The organism is Paenibacillus sp. P5_B5 (assembly GCF_056400365.1).
On record NZ_JBFULK010000061.1, the window covers coordinates 1 to 525 of the forward strand.

At 45.5% G+C, this 525-nt stretch carries 1 tRNA gene and 1 rRNA gene; both read left to right on the forward strand.

Annotated features, from left to right (window positions below):
• Nucleotides 1-148: 148 nt before the first annotated feature.
• Nucleotides 149-224, forward strand: a tRNA-Ala gene (locus tag AC1DOK_RS24540).
• A 191-nt stretch (nucleotides 225-415) separates the two neighbouring features.
• Nucleotides 416-525: ribosomal RNA gene (locus AC1DOK_RS24545) — 23S ribosomal RNA — on the forward strand; the annotation flags it as partial.

Here is a 525-nt window from a genome sequence, read left to right on the forward strand (position 1 = left end):
GGCCCTTAGCTCAGCTGGTTAGAGCGCACCCCTGATAAGGGTGAGGTCGGTGGTTCGAGTCCACTAGGGCCCACCATTTAAAATTTCATATAAACCATGAAATTTCTTCTCGCAGTTTGCATTCGCAAACTACTGCCAGAAAAATTATGGGGCCATAGCTCAGCTGGGAGAGCGCCTGCCTTGCACGCAGGAGGTCAACGGTTCGATCCCGTTTGGCTCCACCAAAAAAACTTCTTAATCTGGTAAATATTTCAGGTTGAAAAGTAAAAATGAAGTGTGTTATCATACTTCTTACCGCTAAAAACGGTAAACAAAATTGTTCCTTGAAAACTAGATAGCGAAACGAAATGTAAGAGCTTAGAAACATCCGATGTTCTTCTTAAGCAATTGAGAGAACAACGTTTTATAATTAGCTGGTTAAGCTAATAAGAGCGCACGGAGGATGCCTAGGCACTAGGAGCCGAAGAAGGACGTGGCGAACGACGAAATGCCTCGGGGAGCCGTATGCAGGCTTTGATCCGGGGA